Below are 21,957 nucleotides of genomic sequence, written 5' to 3' on the forward strand. Positions count from 1 at the left end.
GATCTACGCCCGGAGCCCGCAGAGGGTAGCCCATGCCCGAAACGCCAGGGAAACAGGTTGCCCGTCACCGTGCGTATATCACTCAACAGGCGCAGAGAGCCCTCGTCGAGGGTTAACTCTTTTGGGTGGACCGGAAGTGCTGCCGATCCGGGAGGCTCTGCCGGGCAGCATGGTTTACGTGGGGTTTTTCCAGGCAATCCGGCCTTGAGCGGCACGAGCGGAGGCTCACCGGAACGGTGTCCGAGCGTGCCGTGGTGCCCATCAACGGTCATCCGGCTGTAACGCCTAGGCTGATCTGCAACGACGGTGTCAGTAGTGACACGGACAGTGACCGGAAAGGACGGGGCAGGTGGTGTCGGGGATCGGCGGGATCAGCGGTGCTGGGCGCGGGGGCCGGAAGTCGAAGCCCTACCGCAAGCATCGGCCGTTGCCCGCGCTCATCGTCATCGGCCTGCTGGGGGCTGTGTCCGTCTTCGTCTGGCTGAACGTCATCGTCAGCCGTGACGATCTGAACGAAGCCGTCAGGTGCACTCCCCCACCCAGCCCGCCAGAGGGCGTGACCTACACCTCGCTCGGTTACGACGGTCTCGACGGTGTCGCCCCCGTTCCGCCGGACAAGGTCGCGGTACAGGTCCTCAACGCGAGTGAAATCCGCAACGGGGCGACGCTGACCACGCTGGCACTGAAGGACCTCGGCTTCTCCGAGACGGGCGAGCCCGCCAATGACCCGGCCTACCAGGACGACGAGGCGAACTGCCGGGGGCAGATCCGGTTCGGCGAGAACGGCACCGCGGCGGCCCGCACGCTGAGCCTGGTGGAGCCGTGTGCGGAACTGGTCAAGGACAACCGCAAGGACGCGACGGTGGACTTCTCCATCGGCACGGTCTTCAACGGTGTGCGGCCACGCAAGGAGGGCCTGCAGGTCCTGGACCAGCTCAGCAAGTGGTCGGCGAGCCAGTCCGAGAAGGGTGGCGGCGAGCAGGCCGCCACCCCGGGCTCGCAGATCGACCCCGAGTTGATTTCCGCCGCCCGCGACGTCCACTGCTGAGCACCGCCGGCGCCGGTTGAGAGCCTTCCGTCAGATCGCCGCCGCGCCGCACTCGATCAGGGCGGACCGCAACTCCGCGGCGATGGGCGGCGCGGCAGCGAACGTGGCGTCCGAACCGAACTCCGGGTCCTCGCCCGGCAGCGACACCACGGCACCCGCCTCCGCGGCGACAAGGGCCCCCGCGGCCCAGTCCCAGCGCGAGAGGCCGTGCTCGAAATAGGCGTCGGTCCAGCCCGCCGCGACGGCGCAGAGATCGAGCGAGGCGGCACCTGCCCTGCGGATGTCGCGCACCCGGCCGAGCATCCCGGCAACCATCGCCGCCTGCTGCGTACGCCGCTCGACCCGATAGGCGTAGCCGGTGCTCAGCAACGCCAGCTCCAGCCGTCGCGGCGCCGAGACGCGCAACGGGCGCCCGTCCAGCCATGCACCGGCTCCCCGCGTCGCGGTCCAGCGGCGCCCGCTGACCGGCTCCACCACGGCACCGGCCACCGACACCCCGTCGACCTGTGCCGCCAGGGACACCGAGAACCAGGGATAGCCGTAGAGGAAGTTGACCGTGCCGTCGATCGGGTCGACGACCCAGGTCACTCCGGTCCCGGCCGCTCCCCCTTCCTCCTCGCCCAGTACGGCCTCACCCGGCCGCAGCTCCGCCAGCCTGGTCCGGACGAACCGCTCGGTCTCGCGGTCGATGGCGGTCACGACATCGGTGTCGGTGCTCTTGGTGGCGACGTCGACGGCGCGGCCGGCCTGCATTCCGTCTCGTGCCTCGCGCACCAGTGCGGCCGCCTCGGCCGCGACCTGCTCGGCGAGGTCTGTGAGCTCGGATTCGGTCGTTCTCGCAGCACCCATGACGACATGGGACCACATCCGGCTAAAGTCTCGTGCGCAGGTTTCTGAATCGAGAAGGTAACGCGGGCGAACACCCGGTCCTACGTTCGCCGGGCATGGTTACGGATGGGACACGAACGATGAAGGGATCACGTCAATGACGGCGACCCGTGGCTTCGGTATCGACATCGGCGGCAGTGGCATCAAGGGTGGCCTCGTCGACCTGGAACAAGGCAGGCTCATCGGGGATCGCAAGCGTGTCGACACGCCGCGCCCCTCGACGCCCGAGGCCATCGCCGACGTGGTGGCCGACATCGTGGCCGAGTTCGAGTGGGACGGGCCGGTGGGCGTCACGCTGCCTGCCGTGATCAAGAAGGGCTTCGCCCGGACCGCGGCGAACATCGACCCTTCGTGGATCGGCACGGACGCCGACACGTTGTTCGCCAAGCGGCTCGGCCGGGACGTCGAGGACATCGCGATGCTCAACGACGCCGACGCGGCGGGGATGGCGGAGATCCGGTTCGGCCACCCCGAGGCACGTACCGGGGTGACCATTTTGCTCACCTTCGGCACCGGCATCGGGAGCGCCGTGTTCCTGGACGGCAAGCTCCTGCCCAACACGGAGTTCGGTCACCTCGAGGTCGACGGGCACGACGCGGAGAAGCGCGCGGCGGCCTCGATCAAGGACAACGAGGGGCTGTCCTACCCCGAGTGGGCACAGCGGGTAAACCGTTATCTGACTGTGCTCGAGGGCCTCATGGCGCCGGATCTGCTCATCGTCGGTGGCGGCGTCAGCAAGAAATCCGAGAAATGGGTGCCGCTGCTCGGCATCCGGACGGAGATCGTGGTGGCGTCGTTGCAGAACAACGCCGGTATCGTGGGTGCCGCACTGGCCGCGGCCGAGGGCATCGAGCACTGATCCCACGGCCGTCTCCAGGCCGGGCGGTACCGCCCGAACGCGCCTTCCGGGACGCCCCGGAGTTGATCGCTTCGCGACGCCGGGGACCATCGTCGTTACAATGGAACACGGCCCACGGCTGCGGGAAGCAAAACCGCAGGCCGGGGCGTGATCCCCGAATCTGAGGCAGCTGGGACGTACATGTCTCGGCTCGTCATGATCGACCGCTGTGAAAGGGCGTACGTGGCAGCCGCAAGAACCGCAACCCGAAGCGGGACGAAATCAACGAGCGACGCCAAGACCTCGGCGGCCGGCGAGGACACGGCGGCCGACTCGGACACCACGGGCACCGAGGGTCCGGCGGCCGCGAAGTCGTCCGGCCGCAAGGCGCCCGCCAAGAAGGCACCGGCCAAGGGCCGTAAGGGCGCGAAGACCGCGGACACCAAGGGCGAGCCGGACGGTCCCGGCGACGACGCCGAGCTCGAGGACGTCGACCTGTCGGACCTCGACGTGGAGGCGGTGGAGGTCGACGTCGTCGATGCCACCGTGACCGAAGAGGCCGACGAGCCCGAGGAGGCGGACGATTCCTCGGAACCCGCCGCCGCGACCACTCGGGGCAAGGGCGGGGCCAAGTCGCCCAATGACCCGGACTTCGTCTGGGACGAGGAGGAGTCGGAGGCCCTGCGGCAGGCCCGCAAGGACGCCGAGCTCACGGCGTCGGCGGACTCCGTGCGTGCCTACCTCAAGCAGATCGGCAAGGTCGCGCTGCTCAACGCCGAGGAGGAGGTGGAGCTCGCCAAGCGCATCGAGGCCGGGCTCTACGCCGCCGACCGCGTGCGCGCGGCCGAGGAGGAGGGCGAGAAGCTCGCCACCCAGATGCGCCGCGACCTCAAGTGGATCGTGCGCGACGGAGAGCGGGCGAAGAACCACCTGCTCGAGGCGAACCTGCGACTCGTGGTGTCGCTGGCCAAGCGCTACACCGGCCGTGGCATGGCGTTCCTGGACCTGATCCAGGAGGGCAACCTCGGACTGATCCGCGCGGTCGAGAAGTTCGACTACACCAAGGGCTTCAAGTTCTCCACCTACGCCACCTGGTGGATCCGCCAGGCCATCACCAGGGCCATGGCCGACCAGGCACGCACCATCCGTATTCCGGTGCACATGGTCGAGGTGATCAACAAGCTCGGCCGCATACAGCGTGAGCTCCTGCAGGATCTCGGCCGGGAGCCGACTCCCGAGGAACTCGCCAAGGAGATGGACATCTCCCCGGAGAAGGTCCTGGAGATCCAGCAGTACGCACGGGAGCCGATCTCGCTGGACCAGACCATCGGTGACGAGGGCGACTCGCAGCTCGGTGACTTCATCGAGGACAGCGAGGCCGTGGTCGCGGTGGACGCGGTGTCGTTCACGCTGCTGCAGGACCAGCTCCAGTCGGTGCTGCAGACGCTCTCCGAGCGGGAGGCCGGCGTGGTCCGGCTGCGCTTCGGTCTCACCGACGGCCAGCCACGCACCCTGGACGAGATCGGCCAGGTCTACGGCGTGACCCGCGAGCGCATCCGCCAGATCGAGTCGAAGACGATGTCGAAGCTGCGGCATCCGTCGCGGTCTCAGGTGCTGAGGGATTACCTCGACTGAGGCGGGCACAAAAAAAGAACCACAACGGCAGCCGTCCGCCGCAGGAGAGCGCTGGGAGCGGGACACGCTTTTCGTCCCGCTCCCAGAAACAACAGAGCCTGAGGCAAGTGACGTACGCGTCTAGCTGGACCACACTCCCAGCACCGCGAAGCCGAAGGCGAGCCCGCCCCACCCCCCGCACAGGGCCATCCCGGCCGCCCCCAGGCGGCCGGGATGGCCCTGCTGCGTCTCCTCCCCTACTCGCGGACCTTCTTCCGCCGTTCGGCGCCCACCCACGCCAGCACCGCCCCCAGGGCTGCCATCGCCACGCTGGCCGGTATGTGCCACGCGCTCGGCAGTGTGTGCAGCTGCACGAACCAACTCTCGGACGTGCTGCCTGCGACCCGGTTGACGAATCCGCCCACTCCCTGCACCAGCAGCAGGATCCCGGCGATCTCGATCACGCTCTCACCCCTTCTCGTTGTTGTGGGACACTTCCGCGCGCCGCGGTGTCAGGGCCTGCCAGACCGGGCCGCCGACGAACCAGATCCCGCTGATCACGGCTAGCCGGATCAGCCACCCGTCGGCTCCCCACAGCTGCCTCGTCTGCTCCAGCGAGCCCGCGACGAGGATGAGCACCCCCATGACCGCCGCGGCGAGTGCGGACGCGAGCAGGCAGCGGCCCCAGTCCCGCCACTCCTTGCGCAGCTTCTCGCTGTGACTGAGCCTCGGCCGCTCGGTCGCTCTGCCGAGGAACCACCGGGCGAACCTGTCGTCGGCCCAGCGAATCATCGAAGGGCCGAACACCACACTGAAGCCGAGGTACACCGCCGCGACCCCGTGCACCCAGCTGGCTTCCGCCCCTCCCGCGAGGTCGATCACCGCGGCGATCAGCACCCCGAGATCGATGACGGGCGTGGCGGCGAGCAGCACCAGCCCGGTCCGCCGGAGCCGGAACACGTACCTGGCCACGAGCCCCGCCACGATGAGCACCCAGAAGCCGGTCTCGCCCGCCACGATCACTGCCGCCATCGGATTGCGGGTCACGAAGTCGAACAACTCGTCCATGCGGCAAGCGTGGATTCCGCGCGCCCGCGCCCGCGTCGGCGGAGGGAACGAGCGGTCGTCATCACTTCGGAGGACTCCGGCTCGCTTCCCGTGTGCTGTGATGTGCGGTGTGCTGCGCTGGAACGACCTTGCCCGCCTGCGGGTGCACCGGCTGGACCCGGTCCATCAGGACCGGGTGATCGCGCTGGCGACCCTTGCCTTCGGCAGTGTCCTGTATCTCGTCGGGCTGTACCCGCTGTTCGCCGATCCCGCGACCGGCGCACCACTGTGGACACGTGTCGTCGTGCTGGCCCTGCTCTGCACACTGCAGCTCTGGCGGCGCCGCGCGCCCGCGCTGGCGCTGGGCGCGGGGACCGCCGTCATGACCGTGGACATGCTGCTCGGCTTCTCCGCTCCTGCCCTGATCAGTTACTCCGATCTGATTTACGCGGCAACGCTGTACGGGTCCGCCCGCCTGAGCCGCGCGATGATCCCGACAGCGGCGGTGGGCGTGATCGCCGCCACCGCCACCGCTATGCTGACGTTTCCCGACTGGCGTGTCGCTGTCGTCGCCGCATGCGCCTGCCTGCCCTTTCTGGTCATCCCGGTGTGGTGGGCCACAAACATCCGGCAGCAGCGGGACATCGCCGAGAACGAACGGGCCGCCGCGGATGCGGCCGGGCGGATCGCCGAACTGGACAGGGCGGCGGCGCTGGCGGCCGAACGAGCCCGAATGGCCCGTGATCTGCACGACGCCATCGCGGGGCACCTGTCCGCCATCGCGATCCAGTCCTCGGCCGCGCTGTCGGTCGACGGCAGTGGCAACGGCAACGGTCCCGGGCAGGACGACACCATCCACTCGGTTCTGACGTCGGTGCGGGAGAACAGCGTGCGGGCGCTGGAGGAGATGCGGGCGATGATCGGCCTGCTCAGCGATCCCGCATCCGCCTCGGCTGAAACCGTCGCGCCCGCCCGGTTGGCTCAGCTGTCCACATTGGTCGAATCGGCGCGAACGAGTGGAATGGAACTCGATCTGCGGTCGGAGCTCGACGACACCGGCTCGCTGCCCACCGCCGTGGATCTCGCGGCCTACCGGATCATCCAGGAGGCGCTGACCAACGTGCTCAAGCACGCGCCCGGCCGCCGCGCGACAGTGTGGTTGCGTTGCGGGGAGGGGACCCTCACCGTCGAGGTACGCAACGATCTGCCCGCCGAACGCCACTCCGGCACAGGGCTGGGCCGGGGGCTGGACAACATGCACGAGCGGGCGATCGCCGTGGGCGGGTCGTTCACCGCCGCCCCGAGCGGATCGAACTGGCTGGTCCGCGCGGTACTGCCGACAACACAAGCACCGGCGGCGGCCTCGGAATCGGAGGTGGCGCGGTGAGTATCCGAGTACTCGTGGCCGACGACCACGCCGCGGTCCGAGCCGGACTGGTGATGGTTCTCGGTGCGGCCGAGGGAGTCGAGGTGGTCGGCGAGGCAGCCGACGGGGCCGCGGCGGTCCGGCAGGTCGCGGCGTTGCGGCCGGACGTCGTGCTGATGGATGTGCGGATGCCGGGCACGGATGGTATCGAGGCGACCAGGCAACTCGCGGACCGAGACGGTTGTCACGTTCTCGTACTCACCACGTTCGATCTGGACGAGTACGTCTACTCGGCGTTGCGCGCGGGTGCGGCGGGCTTTCTCCTCAAGTCCGTCGACGCGGCCCGCCTGGTCGAGTCCGTACGGCTGGTCGCCGCCGGTGAAGGCGTACTGGCTCCCGAGGTGACCAGGAAACTGATCACCGAGTTCGCCAGGACCGCACCGGCATCGGCGCCCACACCATCCATTGTGGCCGATCTCACTGACCGTGAACGGGAGGTGCTCGGCTGTCTCGGCGACGGCCTTTCGAACGCGCAGATCGCGGCGCGGCTGTTCATCGGGGAGACGACGGTCAAGACCCACGTTTCCCGGGTACTGACCAAACTGGACCTCCGCTCGCGCGTGCAGGCCGCGATCCTGGCACGGGAGCACGGCATCGGCCGCGAGCCGACCGGCCCACACTGACCACCCGCGGCGAGCGCGGCGAACGATCGCGGTCCGAGCCGGACTGGTGATGGTTCTCGGTGCGGCCGAGGGAGCCGAGGTGGTCGGCGGGGCAGCCGACGGATCGGCGCGGTCGTCGCCGGTCTCGCAGCCGTCTGCTATGCGGAACTGGCCTCGGCCGTGCCGACGGCCCGGCAGCGCATACACCTACGCGTTCGCCACGCTCGGCGAGGTGGTCGCCTGGATCATCGGCTGGAATCTGCTCCTCGAGTTCGCCCTCGGTGCGGCCGTCGTCTCTCGTGGCTGGTCCGGGTATCTGGCCAGCCTGGGAGGCACTGGCCAACCTCGGCGAGGAGACCAGGAATCCGAGCAAGGACTGCGAGTCGGCATCCTCGGCGCACTCGCGGTGTGCGCGTTGCTCTACATCGGAGTGTCCGTGGTACTGACCGGCATGGTGCCGTTCACGAACATCGGCGGGGCCGCGCTGGTCGCCCTGCTCGCCGATCAGCGAGCTCGCCGACATGGTGAGCATCGGCGCGTTGTCGGCGATGCTCACCGTCGCGGTGGCCGTGCCGGTGCTCCGCCACACGCGGCCTGAGCTGCGGCGACCGTTCCGGGTGCCCTTCTCCCCCATGCTGCCCGTTGTGGCGGCACTTCTGCTACGGCCGCACGCACTCCCGCCTGGCCCGGAGGCGGGAGGACGGCTCCACTGCTCCCAGCTGAGAACGCCTTTCAGTACCGGCGATCGGTGACCTGCTTCGAGCTGAAGCTGTACACGATGTAACCGCGCTGGAAGTTGTTCCGCCGTCCACCGGACACCGCGTACTCGCCGGTGGTCGGGTAGCCGAGGTACGACCGTTCCCAGCCGAGCGCGGACCAGCGCCGCCGGATCGCGCCGTACACGTCGTGTGCGCCGGTGGTGGGCGTCCAGTAGATCGAGGCCGCCTTGCTGAAGTGGTTGTACCGCCCGATCCTGTCCGGGGTCGTGGTCTCGTCCTTCGTCGGGTACCCCATCGGCCCCAGCTCCCAGCCCAGTGCCGCCCACCGCCGCCGGATCGCCCCCCACACGCCGTGCGCGCCGATGGACGGTGTCCAGTAGATCGAAGCGGGGCCTGTCCCCTGCGCGCCGGAGAAGTGATTGTACCGGCCGACCTTGTCCGGAGTCACCGTCTCGTCGGTGACGGGTAGCCCGAGCGCGGAGTGGCCGCCGAGCTGAAGGTACTTGCGCAGGATCGCCCCGTGTGTCTCCCGCACTCCGGTGGCCACGGACCAGTACAGCCTGCCTCCCTCGTAGGTCCGGTAGCGCACGCCACCGTCGGTCACCTCGGGGCCGGTCGCCGCACCGAGGAGTGTCCGCAGCGCCGGATCGGCTTCGTAGCGCAGCTGGATCGGGCCGGCGTACTCGGCCGTCAGCGTGATGTCCGAGGCTCCCATGGTCAGGGCGCGGTTGCGGGACACCGACCCGTCGTCCCACTCGGCGAAGGCCGACACCCCGTCAGCGGCCACAGCCGCGGCGACGACGTCGACGTTCGCGCCCTCGGTGACCATGGTCGTGTACCCACCTCCCTCGGAGGTGATCTCCAGGGCCGCCGGCACGGAACCGCGCAGCGTCAGCCTGTGTTCACGGGGCCACGCCACATAGGTCTTGCTGACCGAGACACCCGCGCTGTCGGTGGCGGTCGCCGTGAGCTCCATCCGCGAGTCCGGATGGTCGGTGAAGGGAACCGTGAGCGAGTGTCGCGCGCCGCCCGTGGCGGGGTGCGCGTGACAGGTCGCCTCCTGCGGACAGTGCACCACCTTGATCATCCAGCTGATCGGCAGAGCGCCGTCCTCGGCGTCCTGCGCCACCGCGGAGGTGGTCACCGGATCGCGGACAGCGAAGTCAGGCTCCGGCGGCTCGGTGAACCGCAGGTCGGGCGAGTGGTTTCCCGGTGCCACGACGAACTCCGTCCGATCACTGGCACCAAGGGGATCGGTCACCGTCAGCGAGGCCGTGACCCGATCGGAGCCCGCGGCATAGGTGTGTTCTACGCGGACGCCCTCGGCGCTGCTGCCATCGCCGAAGTCCCACTGGTACGTCAGCGGGTCGCCGTCGTAGTCCACCGACTCGGTTCCGTCGAAACTCACGAGCCGCGCGTCGGGGTCGGTTCGGGTGACGGCCTTCGCCGACGGAGGCGAGTTGCCGGCCGTGTAGGTGAGCCGTCGCAGCGATCCGGTGTAGATGTCGGCGTAGACGATGTCACCGTTGGGAGCGGCGGCGAACTTCACCGGCCCGCCGACGTCCGTGCCCAGCGGCGGGCTCTGCGGCGGCTGAACCAGCCTGCCCTGGCTGTCGTACCGCAACGACCACAGCTTCTTCGTCACGTAGTCACCGAAGAAGTACGCGCCGTGGTACTGCTGCGGATAACTGGTGCCGCCGTAGACGATCCCCCCGGTGACGCTGTTGCCCTGATCGACTCCGCTGCCGTGGGAGTAGGCCCACATCGGTGGGTGGTTCGGCACGCCGGCGCACTCGGGGAACTCCAGATAGCCGGGCGTGCGCTGGGTGCCCTCCCAGCAGGGCCAGGAGTGGTTCGAACCCGGTCGCACGAGACCGACCTCCTCCCAGTTCCGCCAACCGACGTCGCCGACGACGGGCACACCGAGTTCGGGGTCGAGGGTGAGCCGGAAGGGACTGCGGAACCCACTGGCGTAGACGCGGCTGCGCACGGAGGCGGGGTCGGCCGGGCTGTAGAAGGGGTTTCCCGGAACGCCGAGCCCCTCGCGGGTCAGGTGCAGGATCTTGCCCTGCAGCGCGTCGGGGTTCTGGGCGCGCAGCGCCCTGCGATCCACCTTCGTGTAGTCCGACACGTCGCCGACGGAGACCCAGATGGTGGTGTCCGGGGCCGCCACGATCCCGGTGATGCCATGGACGACGGCGTCCCCCGGCAGCTCCACCAGCACGCGTTCGCCGGTGAGGCCCGTGGGCTCCTCGGCTCCGGTGACCGTCCAGCGCGCGAGCCGGATGGTGAACCCGCCACCGGAGGGAACCGACCTGGCCAGGTAGATCTCCCGTGACGTGCGGTAATCGGCGGCGACGGCGATGCCGACCAGGCCGAGGTCCTGGACATCGTGTGTCGGCAGGGTGGCGATCGTCTTCGACCGGCCGTCCGGGGCCACCCACGCAACGGTGCCCGCCTTTCCGGTGCTGAGAATTCCGCCGTCCGGCAGGTAGGCGAAGTCAGTGAGCTGGTAGGGCTCCTGCCCGCTGGACAGCTCGGTCAGCGCGAAACCGGTGGGCAACGTCGCGATGGCGTGCGCCGGGACCGGGATCAACAGCAACCCGAGGACCAGCACGGCGATCCACACCACCACCCCGCCGCGTCGCGCCATGTCGGCCCCCTCCGAGCGTCACACCCTTTCGGTGTATCTCGCTCGGGGGGACGGCTCCGTTCCCGTTCCCGCTGCTTGGTTACGAAACCGTGTTGCCGCGGGGCAGAACTCGACCGCCGCTGTCCCGGTCAGCTCAGGTCCGAAGCCCGGCCTGGGTGACGATCCGGCCGGCGTCAGCCGCCTCCGCCGCGGGGACGACCAGCAGCATGCCCGCATCGTGCAGTGCCGCCGCCAGATGCGGCAGGGGCTGCAAATGCACCCGGTGGCCGTCAGCGGCGTCGCCGACCGGGGCCGTGTCCAGCACACAGGCCAGCGCCGCACGACGGCCGTACACGAGCCCGCCGACGAACACCACCTCGGCGGCTCGGTGAGCCGACATCCACAGCGGTGGCAGCCCCGTGTCCAGGAAGTCGCGGAGGGCCCGCTGGGGGGTGTCCGGCGCGGCGAACGAGCCGGTGTCGACGGTCGCGATGGGCACCACCGCGCTGAGCCGCATGAGCGTGCCGAGCAGTTCGTACACAGCCTCCGCCGTCCACGGTCCCCGCACCGGCACGGCACGCAACCGGTCGCCGGAGAGGTGCCGGATGGTCCGGGGCCGCGGCTGCGGGACAGTCGATCCGGGCTCGGCCGCCCGCGGCGCCTCGCCGGTCAGTGCCCGTACGGCCAGTGTTTCCGGGCCGTACTGCGGCCCGCCCATCCCGGTCGGCAGCTCGGCCCGCAACGCGCCGATACCCGGCAACCACCGGGCCTCCTCCAGCAGCGACACTCAAACCCGCCTCGTGGCGGCGGCCAGGCGGTGCGCGGAGAGCTGAGAGGCCGTCAGATCGCCTGTCGTCATCGTTGCATCCTGCCAGCGACACGGGGGGCGGTCACGTCCTGTGCGGCCGTCTGCGTGGCACTCAGCCCGGTTCCACGGGCGGCGCGGACCTGGCTGGGCGTTCGTCCCGGGAGCGCAACGCCACACCGGCGACAACGGCCAGCGTGCCGACGGCTTCCAGCGGCGTGGGTACCTGGGCGAGCACGACGAGCCCGGTCACCCCTGCGGTGACCGGCAGCAGCGCCAGCAGGAGGGCGAACCGGGCCCTGCCGATTCTGCGCAGCACGACCTGGTCCAGGACATAGGGCACCACGGTGGCGAGCAGCGCGACCCCGACACCGAGCAGGAGCAGGAACGGTGAGCCCCACATGCCGGTCGTGCCGAGGGCCAGCGGCGAGAGCAGCACCGTGGCCACGGCGAAACCCACGGCGAGGCTGTCGATCCCGGACCCGGCGTTCCCGCCGATCGCCACTCGCTGCCCGATGACGATGTAGGCGGCCCAGGCCGCGGCGGCCCCCAGCGCGAACAGCACCCCGGCGGGACTGCCTGCCAACCGCACGTCGGCGATGCACAGCACCCCGGCGGCCACCAGGACCAGGGCGAACACGTCCCTGCGCCCGCGCGAACCCAACGCGGCCACCAGTACCGGTCCGGTGAACTCCAGCGCGACGGCCGTCCCGAGGGGCAGGCGCGCGATCGCCTCGTAGAACAGCACGTTCATCCCCGCCGTGACCACCCCGAACACGCCGGCGAGCAGCAGCGGACGTCCCCGCCACGCCGCCCTGCCGGGACGGCGCCACGCCAGCAGCATCAGTGCGGCTCCGAGGCAGCGCAGCCAGGCCACTCCGGCCGGAGTGGCGGCGTCGAAAAGGCCGACAGCGATCGCCGCGCCGAGGTACATGGAAATTCCGCTGAGAACGAACAAGCCAGGAGCGGGAATGGCGGAAAGGCGTCGGAGGGGTAACGATGCGATCACCTCGATATGGTGCCTGACCGGCGCAAACCCGGGTATTCGCGCTCATCGTTCCTACCTGTCGGGACGCACTTACGACATCTGGGGTAATTACCCGTGACACACCTCCCACACAGCCGGGAACACTTGCGGCCGCCGAAACGTCTGCAAGAGTGGAGGCAGCGAGCACCGCGGAGCTGGTGACCATCCGGTCGCCGGGTTTTTACCAGAGTGGTCGCGGCTGGATCGATGGCATCGGCACCGCCGGTGCCGGGACGGAGGGAGACTCCCATGACTTCACCCACGCTCACCCGCCCCGAACTGACCGCTGCGGACCGTTGCGACCGTTGCGGTGCGGCGGCAAAGTTTCGCGCAATCCTGAGCACTGGTGGCGAGCTTCTGTTCTGCGGCCACCACGGACGTGAGCACGAGTCCCGGCTGAAGGAGCTGGACGCCAACATCCAGGGCGGCTGAGGCCGCACAGACGCACACGGGCGGGGACCACACGGTCCCCGCCCGTGGCATATCCATCCCAGGGATGGAGCGTCTGCAAGTACCACCAAGCAAGATCCACAGCGTCATTAACCGCTACCAAGTGGGCCCCGCGCCCCGGTGGTGGTGAGCCGCTTGGTAGCGGAATACGACGTTCTTGATCTTGCTTGGTGGTACTTGCAGACACACCTACTGCCACCCACCGGGGTCAGACGGTGTCCAGGACTCCTTCGAAGGCAGCCTCGGCGGCGCCGAGCAGCTTGACGTCCGCGCCGAGTTTCGACCCCTCGACCCGGACACCGCCGACCGCCCGGCTCACCAGGCTGCGGCGACGCACCTCGGCCCCGACCTGCTCCAGCAACGAGGGGGGCAGCGCGGTGAACAGGTCACCGAGCACCACGAGCTGAGGACCGAGCAGGTTCACCACGTTGACCAGACCGAGCGTGAGCCACTCGACGAACTCCGCGAGCCGCGCGCGGGCCTCGTCCGGCCTCCCGGCGAGCCGGCGCAGCTCCACGATCACCCTGCCTCTCGGGCTGTCCGGCGCCAGCTCCAGTGCCCGGCAGAGGGCCGCCTCCCCCACCTCGGTCTCCCAGCACCCCTGGTTGCCGCAGTAGCAGGTACGCCCTCCGGGACGGATCACCATGTGCCCGATCTCCCCGACATAGCCCGCCGCGCCCCGGAGCGAGGATCCCTGCGCGATCACGCCGCCACCGACGCCGATGTCCGCGGAGACGTACACGACGTCCTGGGCCCCGCGCGCCGTTCCGCGCAGGTGCTCGGCGACAGCGCCGAACTCGGCGTCGTTGCCGACCTGCACGGGGATGCGCAGGATCGCGGCCAGCCGCTCGCCGAGTGCCACCTCGGTCCAGCGCAGGTTCGGCGCCTCGTGGACGTGCCCGTCGGAGCGGCGGACGACGCCGGGCACCGACACTCCGGCCGCGACCGGCTGAACGCCGAGATCACCCGCCAGCACGGCGGTCGACTCGACGACGTGGGTGATGACCTCGCCCGGTTCCCCGGTGCGACCGTGCAGGTTCCAACTGTTCCGCCCGAGGATCTGCCCGCCGAGCCCGACCAGCGCGATCGCGACGTGCTCCACCTGGACATCCACCGCGAGCACGACCGCGGCCTGCGGCTGAGGGAGCACGAGCAGCGAAGGCCGCCCCGCGCCGCGACCGGGCCGCGGCACCCGCTCCTCGACCACCCCGCTCTCGGCGAGCCCGTCGACCAGCGTCTTGATCGTGCTGCGGTTGAGCCCGAGTTCGGTGGCCAGCGCGGCCCGCGTATGCGGCCCGCCGACGTGCAGCAGGCGCAGCAGCGTGCTGCGGTTGTGGCGGCGCACGTCGTCGGGGCGGGCAACGGGCGTGCTGGTCACGCGCCCAGTGTTCCACTTGTCCCGGCGGCGGCCTGCCGCCGGGACCCGCGCCGATGCCTCACGTCCGGCCGCCGGCCCGGCCGGTCATCGCGCCGCTCCCGTGGCCCGCTTGCGGGACAGGGCGTCCACTGTGGCTGCCAGCAGCAGCACCAGGCCGGTCACGATCGACACCACCGCGGCGGGTTGTCCCAGCAGGCCGAGACCGTTCTCCACCACGGCGAGCACGGTGCCACCGATCACGGCGTCGAACACCCGCCCGCGGCCGCCGAACAGCGAGGTTCCACCGATGACGGCGGCCCCGACGGCGAACAGCAGGGTGTTCAGGCCACCCGCCTGCGGATCGACCGAGCCGACCTTGGAGGAGTACACGATCGCACCGACCGCCGCTACCGAGGAGCAGACGACGAAGACGCTGGCCCGGATCTTGGTCACGTTGATCCCGGCGCGCCGGGCTGCTTCCCTGTTTCCCCCGACGGCGTAGATGTGCCTGCCGTAGCGCGTGCGGTTCAGCACGTAGGTACCGACGGTGAGCAGGGCGAGCACGATCGGCACCACGTAGGGAACACCGGAGATCACGATGTTGTCGTTCGGCGCGCGGTTGATCGTCAGCAGGTAGGTGGCGACCGCGCCCAGTGCCGCGATGACACCCACCTTCCCCAGCACCAGCGGGGTCGGCTGGGTCACCAGACCACGGTGCAACCGGGAGTAGTGCCTGCCCAGCGTCACCGCGGCGAAACCACCCGCGGCGATCAGGAACAGCGCCCAGCTTCCCGCGGTGGAGAGGTTCCCGTTCGCCACCTTGTTCAGCACCGGCGAAGAACTGATCCCGAGTACCCCGCCCTCGCCGATGAACTGCAGAATCACGCCCTGCCAGGCCATGAACAGCGCGAGGGTCACCACAAAGGACGGCATGCCGATCTTGGACACGAGAAAGCCGGTGATACAGCCGATCGCGGTGCCGGCGCAGATCGCCAGCCCGATCTCGACCCATGGATTCGCGCCAAGTCCGGACAGTGCGACCACGATGGTCAGTACCGAAAGCCCCGCACCGACCCAGATTCGCAGCAGGGCCGCCAGCAGCGCGGCGAGCGCGAGCACCGCGAGGAAGGCGTAGAAGACGGTGCCGCCCATGCCGCCGAGCAGATTGCCCTGCTCGACCAGATGCATCGCCATCAGCGAGGCGCAGACCCCGGACGCCGTGCCCGCCGAAAGGTCGATCTCGCCGACCAGCAGAACGAAGACGATCCCCATCGCGATGATCGTGCGGCCCGCTCCCTGCGCGAGCAGGTTGGCGATGTTGTTCAGCGACATGAACACGTCGGACATCGCCGCGAACATCAGCACGAGGGCGATGAGCCCGAGCATCGCCGGAAGTGAGCCGAGCTGTCCCGCGCGCACCCGGGACACGTAGTCGCGCACCGCTTCCTGTGAGGACAGTGCGGTGGTGTCGATGCCGAAGTCGCTGATGGCGTTGCCGGCGGGCGGTGGAGGTGGTGCCTGGGAGGTCGTAGAAGACTCAGTCATGACCGGTTCTTTCGTGGCTTTCTCGTTCACAGGACGGCGGTTTCGGGGCGGGCGAGGCCGAGGTCGCCCGATCGGCCCGCGGTGATCAGTTCGACTACCTGGCCGTGGGTGACATCCTTGACCTGTACGTCAGCGACCAGCCGGCCCAGGTAGAGCACGCCGATCCGGTCGGCGACCTCGAACACGTCGGCCATGTTGTGGCTGATCAGCACCACGCCGAGACCCTGTTCCGCGAGCCTGCGGACGAGGTCGAGTACCTGCCTGGTCTGGGCGACACCGAGCGCGGCGGTCGGCTCGTCCAGCAGGACGACCTTGCTCTCCCACAGCACGGATTTGGCGATGGCGACCGTCTGCCGCTGTCCGCCGGACAGCGAGGACACCGGGGTGCGGACGGACTTGACCGTGCGGACCGACAGTGAGGCCAGTGTCTCCCGGGCGGCCTTTTCCATGCTCGCCTCGTCCAGCAGCCACTGACTGCCGCGTTCCCGGCCGAGAAACATGTTCTGCACGATGTCGAGATTGTCCGCCAGCGCCAGATCCTGATAGACGACCTCGATGCCCAGTCGCGCCGCATCCCGCGGGCCGCGAATGTGCGCGGTTTCTCCCTGGAAGGTCACCGTGCCCGAGTCGGCCGTGTGAATTCCGGCGATGCACTTGACCAATGTGGACTTTCCGGCACCGTTGTCGCCGACCAGTGCGGTGACCTCACCCGCGCGCACCGCGAAGTCCACGTCATGCAGAACGTGCACGGGGCCGAAGCTCTTGTTCAGGTGATGCAGTTCGAGAATGGGCTCGCTCATCGGAACTCTTTCGCGTGGGTATCGGGCTGGGGACGCCTCGAGGGTTACTCACGATCGACCGGACGGGGGTGGCCCGGAGGGCTACTCGCGGCTGGTCGATACCGGCGGGATGGGTGCACCGGTGACATGTGTCGCGTGAATAACACTCATCTGAACAGTCCATACTGTCGGGGAAGGCATCCCCAGCCCGATAGTCCTTAGTGGATGAAGGTCAGGAAATGCCGAGCTCGGTGCAGACCTGCTGCAGGTTGCCGCCACAGATGTCGGCCGCCGGGACGTAGCCCTGGTCGACGACCTTCTTGACCTCGTCCTTTGTGATCAGTTCCGGCTCGAGTAGCACCGACTTGACCTGCCGGTCACCCTCCGGGTCCTCGCTGACGTCACCCGCGATCTGGTCCGCCGCCGCCGTGTCCCCCTTGGCCAGCGCGGCCGCGAGCGCGGCGACCGCGTCCGCTTCCTGCTGGATCGGCTTGAACACGGTCATGTACTGGTCACCGCGTAGGATCGCCTTGAGACCGTCGGCAGTGGCGTCCTGGCCGGTTACCGGCACCGTCCCGTTGAGACCGTTCTTCTTCAGCACGGTGATGACCGCACCGGCAAGACCGTCGTTGGCCGCGACCACGCCGTCGACCTTTCCGCCGTTGCCCGTGAGGATCTGCTCGAACATCACCCCGCCCTTCTGGTTGTCCCAGTTGTCGATGGGCTGGCTCTGCACGAGCTCGAGCGCGCCGGAGTCGTACAGCGGCTGCAGCACGTTGCGCTGCCCCTCGTGGAACAGGGTCGCGTTGTTGTCGGTCGGCGCACCCTCGATCTCGATGACCTCGGCGCCCTTCTTGTCCTTCAGCGCGTCGGCAAGGCCCTGCCCCTGCAGTTCGCCCACCTTCACGTTGTCGAAGGAGACGTAGTAGTCGGAGCTGCCGCCGAGGTTCAGCCGGTCGTAGTCGATCGTCGGGATCCCGGCGTTCTTCGCCTTGGTCGCGACGGCGCTGCCCACCTCGCTGTTGATCGAGGCGATGATCAGTACCTTCACGCCCTGGCTGATCATGCCGTCGGCCAGCGTGGAGAACTTCTGGACGTCGCCCTGGGCGTTCTGGACGTCGGGCTCGAACCCCTCGGCCCGCAGCGCCTTCTCCAGCATGGGCTTGTCGAAGCCCTCCCAGCGCGCGGAAGTCGCGGTCTCGGGCAGGATCACGCCCACCTTGCCCTCGGCACCGCCCTCCGCGGACGTCTCGCCACCGGACTCCGCGGGCGTTTCGGAGTTGGCCCCACACGCGGCGAGGGCGAGTGCCGACACCATGGTCGCCGCGGCAACCGCAATTGGTCTGATGCGCATCCGTCGAACCTTTCCAAGATCAGCTGTGCGCGGCGGCCGGATCGGTCCTGCGCTCCGTCGCGCTAAATGTTGTGGACGGCAACATATGTCGGAGACGTGCGCAGCGGAAGATGTACTAAATCGATTAAGTGACGTGGGTCGGACACGGTTTGGCAACGGACCGATCCCGGGCGGAACGCGGCGTTGCTGATCAAGGTCCGCCGGAACTGGCAAGTCGACCCGCCGGAACGACCAAGTCGGGCCCGGAAACCGCAAAGTCAGGGCGTGGGACTACCAGGAGCGGAGGGTGGTGATGCGCTCTTCGAGCTGCTCGATCGTCGCCATCGCGGTGGGCGGGCCGCCACAGACCCTGCGCAACTCACTGTGGATGGCACCGTGCGGCTTGTTCGTGCGGTGGTGGTACATGCCCACCAACGCGTTGAGTTCCTTGCGCAGAGCCGCGATCCGCTCGCGCACGCTCTGCGGCTTCGCCGCCGCCTGCGCCGCCTGTTCCGCCGGGGGCTTGCGCCGCTTCACGTCGGCGAGCTGCTCCTCCTGACGCTTGCGCAGCAGGGCGCGCACCTGGTCCGGCTCCAGCAGCCCCGGCAGGCCCAGGTACTCCTGCTCCTCGTCGGTGCCCGAGAACACGGCGGTACCGAACGAGTTGCCGTCGTAGATCACCTGGTCCAGCTCGGCCGAGGCACCGAGCGAGGTGAACGCCTTCTCCTCCTCGCCGGGCTCGTCCTCCGTCCGGTTGGCCGCGGCGAGCATCTCGTCGTCCCAGCCGTCCTTCTCCCGGTGCGGCTTGCCGAGGACGTGGTCGCGTTCGGCCTCCAGCTCGCTGGCCAGTTCCAGCAGCACGGGCACGCTGGGCACGAACACGCTCGCCGTCTCCCCCGACCTGCGCGAACGCACGAACCGGCCGATGGCCTGCGCGAAGAACAGTGGCGTCGAAGCGCTGGTCGCATAGACCCCGACCGCGAGCCGCGGGACGTCCACACCTTCGGACACCATCCGCACGGCCACCAGCCAGCGGTCGGTGGAATCGGAGAACTCGCCGATACGTTTGGTGGCCTTCGGGTCGTCGGAGAGCACCACCACGGGGTTCTCGCCGGAGATGCGGGCAAGCAGCTTGGCATAGGCTCGTGCGGACTCCTGGTCCGAGGCGATCACCAGGCCTCCGGCATCCGGGATGCCGCCACCACGCAACTGGTTCAACCTCGTGTCGGCTGCCTGCAGCACCGAGGGGATCCACTCGCCGCCGGGGTCCAACGCCGTCCGCCACGCCCGCGCGTTCTGCTCCGCGGTCAGTGGTTCACCCAGCCGGGCGGTGAACTCGTCACCGGCACTGGTCCGCCAGGAGGCCTCACCGGAGTACGCCAGGAATACCACCGGCCGGACCACACCGTCGGCGAGCGCGTCGGCGTAGTTGTACGCGTGGTCCGCCCTGCTGCGCAGGGCACCGTCCCCGTCGGGCTCGTAGTTCACGAACGGGATCGGCGAGTCGTCGCTGCGGAACGGGGTTCCGGTCAGCGCCAGCCTGCGTACCGCGGGAGTGAACGCCTCACGGATCGCCTCGCCCCAGGACTTGGCGTCGCCTCCGTGGTGGATCTCGTCCAGGATGACCAACGTCTTGCGGTTCTCCGTGCGCACCCTGTGCAGCGTCGGGTGGGCCGCGACCTGCGCGTAGGTGAGCGCGACCCCCTGGAAGTCCGACGAGGTGACTGCCGTGGTGTTGCGGAAGTTCGAGTCGATCGCGATCCCGGCGCCCGCCGCGGCGATCGCCCACTGGTGCTTGAGGTGTTCGGTCGGGGTGACGATCGTGATCGACTCGATCGTCCGGTCCGACAACAGCTCGGCGGCCACACGCAGGCCGAACACGGTCTTGCCCGCGCCAGGCGTCGCGACAGCCAGGAAGTCCTTCGGCTTCGTGGTCAGGTACTTGGTCAGCGCACGTCGCTGCCACGCCCGCAGCGGGCGGGCGGTGGCATCGTGCTGGGCTTCCGGTGCGGCGAACCCGCGCTGGGCCTGTACCTGCTCGTCAGCCTGCGCCGGATTCTGCTGGGCCGTATCCGACAAGGAGGGTCCAACTCCTCTCGCGGGCGTCCGTGTCCTGTCAGTGTCAAGCGGTCCTGGTGCGACCTCGGCCGCATGCGAATGCCCTCACGTCGACCGGCCTCGGTGCCGAACCCACGGTGAGGGCGCGACGTCGAGCCTACCCGCCCTGCCCCCTCCCGGCCGTCCGCGGCACGCGCGAGAAAGAACACGCCGGTGGGGGCGACGAGCCAACCCGCCGCGGATGGACCATGCTTGGCACTGCGATGAGCGGACCACCCGAGGACGCCGACCCGAGCAACGGCGACAACGAGAGGCAGCGCGCGCCCCAGCGGCAGGGCGTGCGCAAAGGCCCCCTGCGCCTGCTCCGGCGCACGCTCAACAAGGCCTGGGAGGGCAACATCTTCTCCGAGGCGGCCGAGGCCGCCTTCTGGCAGACGCTGTCCCTGCCACCGCTACTGCTCGGTCTCCTCGGCAGCCTGGGGTTCATCGGCGACTGGTTCGGCCCCCAGGTCGTCACCGCCGTGCACGACCAGATCATCGCGTTCACCGAGAAGATCTTCAGCGGCAGCGTGGTCAACCAGATCATCGAGCCGACGGTCGACGACATCCTCACCATCGGCAAGGGCGAGATCGTCTCGGTGGGTTTCCTGATCTCGCTGTGGGCCGGATCGTCGGCGATGTCCTCGTTCGTGGACGCGATCACCGTGGCGCACGGCCAGTACGGCGTGCGCAACGAGGTCTGGCAACGGATCTTCGCGCTGCTGCTCTACATGGCCGGACTCGTCCTCGTGGTCATCGGACTGCCGCTGATCGCGATCGGTCCCGAACTGCTTTCGGAGTTCTTCCCGCCCGGCTGGGGACCGACGATCGCCTTCTGGGTCAGCGTGCTCTACTACCCGACGCTCGGACTGTTGCTCGTGCTGGCGCTGGCCACGCTGTACAAACTCGCCCTGCCGCGCAAGCTGCCATGGCACCGCGGGCTGCCCGGCGCGATCCTCGCCATGGCGATCTTCCTGCTCTCCAGTGTCGGGCTGCGGTTCTACATCGGCTGGATCACCACGACCGGCTACACCTACGGCGCGCTCGCGACACCGATCGCCTTCCTGCTCTTCACGTTCTTCATCGGCCTCGCGATCGTCGGCGGCGCCTACTTCAACAGCGCGATCCAGGAACTGTGGCCGGCCAAGATGACCCGCAGGCAGCGCCGCAAGTGGCGGAGGCTGGAGATGGAGCGGGCGAACGAGCAGATACGCGCGGAGGAGCACCGCAGGCTCTGGGAGCGCACGACCATGCCGTTGCGCAGGCCACGGAAGGCGGCCGCGCCGGGACTCGCCCAGGCCCCGGAGGACGAATCCGAGTCGGCGCCGGACGACGAGCAGCCCGCGGCGACCAGGGACGATCGTCGCGGATCAGCGGCCCCGGCCGACGAGAAGGACTCCTACTCGTCGCCGCCGGGGCGCAGTCCCTCGTAGATCTTCTTGCAGTCGGGGCAGACCGGCGACCCGGGCTTGGCCGACTTCGTCACCGGGAAGACCTCGCCGCAGAGTGCCACCACGTGCGTACCCATGACCGCGCTCTCGGCGATCTTGTTCTTACGCACGTAGTGGAACATCTTCGGCGCGTCGTCGTCAGTGCTGTCGGTGCCCTCTGGGCGGGTGTCGACGTCAGGCAAGGTCTGAGTACTCACGACTCCATAATGCCGTACGCGCCGCCGCCGGTCACGGCTACCGCCTGTCCCTGTCCCCTGCCGGGTGCGTGCGGGGGCCGACCCGGTGACGTCCCGGTGACC

19 protein-coding genes and 1 pseudogene are annotated in these 21,957 nt (G+C 69.1%); 8 read left to right on the forward strand and 12 right to left on the reverse strand.

The genetic code is table 11. The features are described 5' to 3' along the window. Positions 1-349 precede the first annotated feature (349 nt). Complete coding sequence (gene cei, locus BM199_RS19795) at positions 350-1,048, forward strand: envelope integrity protein Cei (RefSeq protein ID WP_245788472.1); 699 nt, start codon at positions 350-352, stop codon at positions 1,046-1,048. Between the two features lie 30 nt (positions 1,049-1,078). Here the strand turns inward: cei and BM199_RS19800 are convergent, their stop codons facing one another. Further along, positions 1,079-1,897, reverse strand: a complete 819-nt coding sequence (locus BM199_RS19800; RefSeq protein ID WP_245788473.1) for an inositol monophosphatase family protein — start codon at positions 1,895-1,897, stop codon at positions 1,079-1,081. A 136-nt stretch (positions 1,898-2,033) separates the two neighbouring features. Between BM199_RS19800 and ppgK the strand changes: the two genes are divergently transcribed. Together ppgK and BM199_RS19810 are read left to right on the forward strand one after the other, a co-directional pair. Beyond that, the gene (gene ppgK, locus BM199_RS19805; protein ID WP_091674763.1) at positions 2,034-2,795 is read left to right on the forward strand and encodes a polyphosphate--glucose phosphotransferase; all 762 of its coding nucleotides are present in this window, start codon (positions 2,034-2,036) and stop codon (positions 2,793-2,795) included. 195 nt (positions 2,796-2,990) lie between these two features. Continuing rightward, a complete protein-coding gene (locus tag BM199_RS19810; protein ID WP_177242707.1) occupies positions 2,991-4,409 on the forward strand; it encodes an RNA polymerase sigma factor in 1,419 nt (472 codons plus the stop codon). Positions 4,410-4,645: 236 nt separating this feature from the next. Here BM199_RS19810 and BM199_RS19815 read toward each other — a convergent pair whose 3' ends face one another. Together BM199_RS19815 and BM199_RS19820 are read right to left on the reverse strand one after the other, a co-directional pair. After that, positions 4,646-4,852 carry a hypothetical protein gene (locus tag BM199_RS19815; protein ID WP_091674764.1) on the reverse strand — a complete coding sequence of 69 codons (207 nt, stop codon included), beginning with the start codon at positions 4,850-4,852 and terminating at the stop codon, positions 4,646-4,648. Positions 4,853-4,856: 4 nt separating this feature from the next. Continuing rightward, entirely contained in the window at positions 4,857-5,456 is a 600-nt protein-coding gene (locus BM199_RS19820; protein WP_091674765.1) for a hypothetical protein, read from the reverse strand. A 100-nt stretch (positions 5,457-5,556) separates the two neighbouring features. Between BM199_RS19820 and BM199_RS19825 the strand changes: the two genes are divergently transcribed. The 3 genes and pseudogenes from BM199_RS19825 to BM199_RS19835 all read left to right on the forward strand — a co-directional run. Then, positions 5,557-6,822 carry a sensor histidine kinase gene (locus tag BM199_RS19825; protein WP_091674766.1) on the forward strand — a complete coding sequence of 422 codons (1,266 nt, stop codon included), beginning with the start codon at positions 5,557-5,559 and terminating at the stop codon, positions 6,820-6,822. Further along, on the forward strand, positions 6,819-7,484 hold the full coding sequence (locus BM199_RS19830; protein WP_091674767.1) for a response regulator: 666 nt from the start codon (positions 6,819-6,821) through the stop codon (positions 7,482-7,484). Before BM199_RS19825 ends, BM199_RS19830 begins: the two co-directional genes overlap by 4 nt. A gap of 102 nt (positions 7,485-7,586) precedes the next feature. Beyond that, positions 7,587-8,119 (forward strand): annotated as a pseudogene (locus BM199_RS19835) (hypothetical protein); the annotation flags it as partial. Between the two features lie 76 nt (positions 8,120-8,195). Here BM199_RS19835 and BM199_RS19840 read toward each other — a convergent pair. The 3 genes from BM199_RS19840 to BM199_RS19850 form a co-directional block, all read right to left on the reverse strand. Then, entirely contained in the window at positions 8,196-10,835 is a 2,640-nt protein-coding gene (locus BM199_RS19840) for a PQQ-dependent sugar dehydrogenase (RefSeq protein WP_091674768.1), read from the reverse strand. 133 nt (positions 10,836-10,968) lie between these two features. After that, the gene (locus BM199_RS19845; protein WP_091674769.1) at positions 10,969-11,601 is read right to left on the reverse strand and encodes a DUF6885 family protein; all 633 of its coding nucleotides are present in this window, start codon (positions 11,599-11,601) and stop codon (positions 10,969-10,971) included. A gap of 133 nt (positions 11,602-11,734) precedes the next feature. Next, on the reverse strand, positions 11,735-12,553 hold the full coding sequence (locus BM199_RS19850) for an EamA family transporter (protein WP_091674770.1): 819 nt from the start codon (positions 12,551-12,553) through the stop codon (positions 11,735-11,737). A 342-nt stretch (positions 12,554-12,895) separates the two neighbouring features. Here BM199_RS19850 and BM199_RS19855 point away from each other — a divergent pair, with 342 nt between their 5' ends. Continuing rightward, positions 12,896-13,078, forward strand: coding sequence for a DUF7455 domain-containing protein (locus BM199_RS19855; RefSeq protein ID WP_091674771.1), 183 nt, complete (start codon positions 12,896-12,898; stop codon positions 13,076-13,078). A 226-nt stretch (positions 13,079-13,304) separates the two neighbouring features. Here BM199_RS19855 and BM199_RS19860 read toward each other — a convergent pair whose 3' ends face one another. From BM199_RS19860 to BM199_RS19880, 5 genes are all read right to left on the reverse strand, one after another. Then, positions 13,305-14,474 carry an ROK family transcriptional regulator gene (locus tag BM199_RS19860; protein WP_091674772.1) on the reverse strand — a complete coding sequence of 390 codons (1,170 nt, stop codon included), beginning with the start codon at positions 14,472-14,474 and terminating at the stop codon, positions 13,305-13,307. Positions 14,475-14,558: 84 nt separating this feature from the next. Next, positions 14,559-15,998 carry a sugar ABC transporter permease gene (locus BM199_RS19865; RefSeq protein WP_091674773.1) on the reverse strand — a complete coding sequence of 480 codons (1,440 nt, stop codon included), beginning with the start codon at positions 15,996-15,998 and terminating at the stop codon, positions 14,559-14,561. A 26-nt stretch (positions 15,999-16,024) separates the two neighbouring features. Next, a complete protein-coding gene (locus BM199_RS19870) occupies positions 16,025-16,798 on the reverse strand; it encodes an ATP-binding cassette domain-containing protein (protein ID WP_091674774.1) in 774 nt (257 codons plus the stop codon). Positions 16,799-17,009: 211 nt separating this feature from the next. Then, on the reverse strand, positions 17,010-18,131 hold the full coding sequence (locus BM199_RS19875) for a sugar ABC transporter substrate-binding protein (protein WP_091674775.1): 1,122 nt from the start codon (positions 18,129-18,131) through the stop codon (positions 17,010-17,012). A gap of 270 nt (positions 18,132-18,401) precedes the next feature. Continuing rightward, entirely contained in the window at positions 18,402-20,189 is a 1,788-nt protein-coding gene (locus tag BM199_RS19880) for a DEAD/DEAH box helicase (RefSeq protein ID WP_091674776.1), read from the reverse strand. Between the two features lie 227 nt (positions 20,190-20,416). On the opposite strand from BM199_RS19880, the gene BM199_RS19885 reads away from it, so the two are divergent. Continuing rightward, positions 20,417-21,640: a YihY/virulence factor BrkB family protein gene (locus BM199_RS19885; RefSeq protein WP_177242698.1), complete on the forward strand. Its 1,224-nt coding sequence runs from the start codon at positions 20,417-20,419 to the stop codon at positions 21,638-21,640. Here the strand turns inward: BM199_RS19885 and BM199_RS19890 are convergent. Beyond that, positions 21,607-21,855, reverse strand: a complete 249-nt coding sequence (locus BM199_RS19890; RefSeq protein ID WP_091674778.1) for a DUF3039 domain-containing protein — start codon at positions 21,853-21,855, stop codon at positions 21,607-21,609. The two genes, BM199_RS19885 and BM199_RS19890, sit on opposite strands and share 34 nt — an antisense overlap. Positions 21,856-21,957 lie beyond the last annotated feature (102 nt).

Source organism: Amycolatopsis marina (assembly GCF_900111885.1).
GTDB lineage: Bacteria > Actinomycetota > Actinomycetes > Mycobacteriales > Pseudonocardiaceae > Amycolatopsis > Amycolatopsis marina.

Excerpts from the sequence above, each read along its gene's own strand:
- BM199_RS19800 (WP_245788473.1), bottom strand. The coding sequence starts at position 1,897 with ATGGGTGCTGCGAGAACGACCGAATCCGAGCTCACAGACCTCGCCGAG.
- ppgK (WP_091674763.1), top strand. The coding sequence starts at position 2,034 with ATGACGGCGACCCGTGGCTTCGGTATCGACATCGGCGGCAGTGGCATC.
- BM199_RS19810 (WP_177242707.1), top strand. The coding sequence starts at position 2,991 with ATGATCGACCGCTGTGAAAGGGCGTACGTGGCAGCCGCAAGAACCGCA.
- BM199_RS19820 (WP_091674765.1), bottom strand. The coding sequence starts at position 5,456 with ATGGACGAGTTGTTCGACTTCGTGACCCGCAATCCGATGGCGGCAGTG.
- BM199_RS19825 (WP_091674766.1), top strand. The coding sequence starts at position 5,557 with ATGTGCGGTGTGCTGCGCTGGAACGACCTTGCCCGCCTGCGGGTGCAC.
- BM199_RS19840 (WP_091674768.1), bottom strand. The coding sequence starts at position 10,835 with ATGGCGCGACGCGGCGGGGTGGTGGTGTGGATCGCCGTGCTGGTCCTC.
- BM199_RS19850 (WP_091674770.1), bottom strand. The coding sequence starts at position 12,553 with ATGTACCTCGGCGCGGCGATCGCTGTCGGCCTTTTCGACGCCGCCACT.
- BM199_RS19855 (WP_091674771.1), top strand. The coding sequence starts at position 12,896 with ATGACTTCACCCACGCTCACCCGCCCCGAACTGACCGCTGCGGACCGT.
- BM199_RS19865 (WP_091674773.1), bottom strand. The coding sequence starts at position 15,998 with ATGACTGAGTCTTCTACGACCTCCCAGGCACCACCTCCACCGCCCGCC.
- BM199_RS19870 (WP_091674774.1), bottom strand. The coding sequence starts at position 16,798 with ATGAGCGAGCCCATTCTCGAACTGCATCACCTGAACAAGAGCTTCGGC.
- BM199_RS19875 (WP_091674775.1), bottom strand. The coding sequence starts at position 18,131 with ATGCGCATCAGACCAATTGCGGTTGCCGCGGCGACCATGGTGTCGGCA.
- BM199_RS19885 (WP_177242698.1), top strand. The coding sequence starts at position 20,417 with ATGCTTGGCACTGCGATGAGCGGACCACCCGAGGACGCCGACCCGAGC.